This window comes from Catellatospora sp. NPDC049133, assembly GCF_040648455.1.
In the GTDB taxonomy this organism is placed as follows: Bacteria; Actinomycetota; Actinomycetes; order Mycobacteriales; family Micromonosporaceae; genus Catellatospora; species Catellatospora aurea.
In genome coordinates, this window is the sequence record NZ_JBEZDT010000095.1 from 1 (window position 1) to 1,209 (window position 1,209).

Below are 1,209 nucleotides of genomic sequence, written 5' to 3' on the forward strand. Positions count from 1 at the left end.
CGAGAGGTTCCTCGTTGAGGTCTTACATCGTCTCCGCAGGCTGTCACCGCCAGTCCGGCGGCCAGGATGTTGCGTGCCGCGTTCACGTCACGGTCGTGGACGGCCCCGCACGGGCACGTCCACTCGCGCACGTCCAGCGGCATCTTCTGCGCGAGTGCGCCGCAGGACGAGCAGAGCCGGGTCGAGGGGAACCAGCGGTCCACGACGATCAGTTCCCGGCCGCACCAGGCGGCCTTGTACTCCAGCATGGTGCGAAACTGCCGCCAAGCCGCATCACTGATCGCACGCGCGAGACGGTGATTCGTGACCATGTTCGCCACGGCCAGGTCCTCGATCACGATCGCTTGGGTTTCACGAACGAGCCGAGTCGTCAGTTGGTGCAGGTGGTCACGCCGCCGGTCGGCGATCCGGGCATGGATACGAGCGACCTTGACCCGGGCTTTGGCGCGGTTGGCCGAGCCTTTCTGTTTGCGGGCGAGGTTGCGTTGGGCGCGGGCCAGCCGCTGCCGGTCGGCGCGCTCGTGCCTCGGGTTGGCGATCTTCTCCCCGGTGGACAGGGTCAGCAGGCTGTCCAGGCCGGCGTCGATCCCGACCGCGCCCGTGGCGGGGGTCTGGGTGATGACGTCGTCGCAGAGCAGGGACACGAACCAGCGCCCCGCCGCGTCCTGCGACACGGTCACCGTCGACGGCGACACGCCGTCGGGCAGCGGCCGCGACCACACGACATCCAGGGGCTCGGCCATCTTGGCCAGGGTCAGCGTGCCGTCGCGCCACCGGAATGCGCTGGCCGTGTACTCCGCCGAGCGGCGCGAACGTCTTTTGGACTTGTACGTGGGGTGTTTGGCGCGTTTTGCCCAGAAGTTGGTGTAGGCGTTCTGCAGGTGCCGCAGCGCCTGCTGCAACGGCACGCACGACACCTCGTTCAAGAACGCGAGGTCGTCCGTCTTTTTCCACGCGGTGAGCAGGGCCGAGGTGGCGTTGTAGTCGATCCGCTCCTGCCGCTGGGTCCATGCCTCGGTGCGGGCCTGCAGGGCCATGTTGTAGACCAGCCGGACGCACCCGAACGTGCGCGACAGCTGCGCGGCCTGCACGTCGGTCGGGTAGAAGCGGTACTTGAACGCGCGCTTCACCGCCCCGGCCACGACCAGAATCCTAACAGGACGGCCGTGCGGTTTCGTACGGGCGTACGGGTGGACGCCGGTCCGCCTC

1 protein-coding gene is annotated in these 1,209 nt (G+C 68.2%); it reads right to left on the bottom strand.

The features are described 5' to 3' along the window. On the bottom strand, positions 1-1,142 hold a 1,142-nt coding region (locus tag AB0B35_RS42135), incomplete at its 3' end, for an RNA-guided endonuclease TnpB family protein (RefSeq protein ID WP_361057532.1). Between the last annotated feature and the right edge of the window lie 67 nt (positions 1,143-1,209).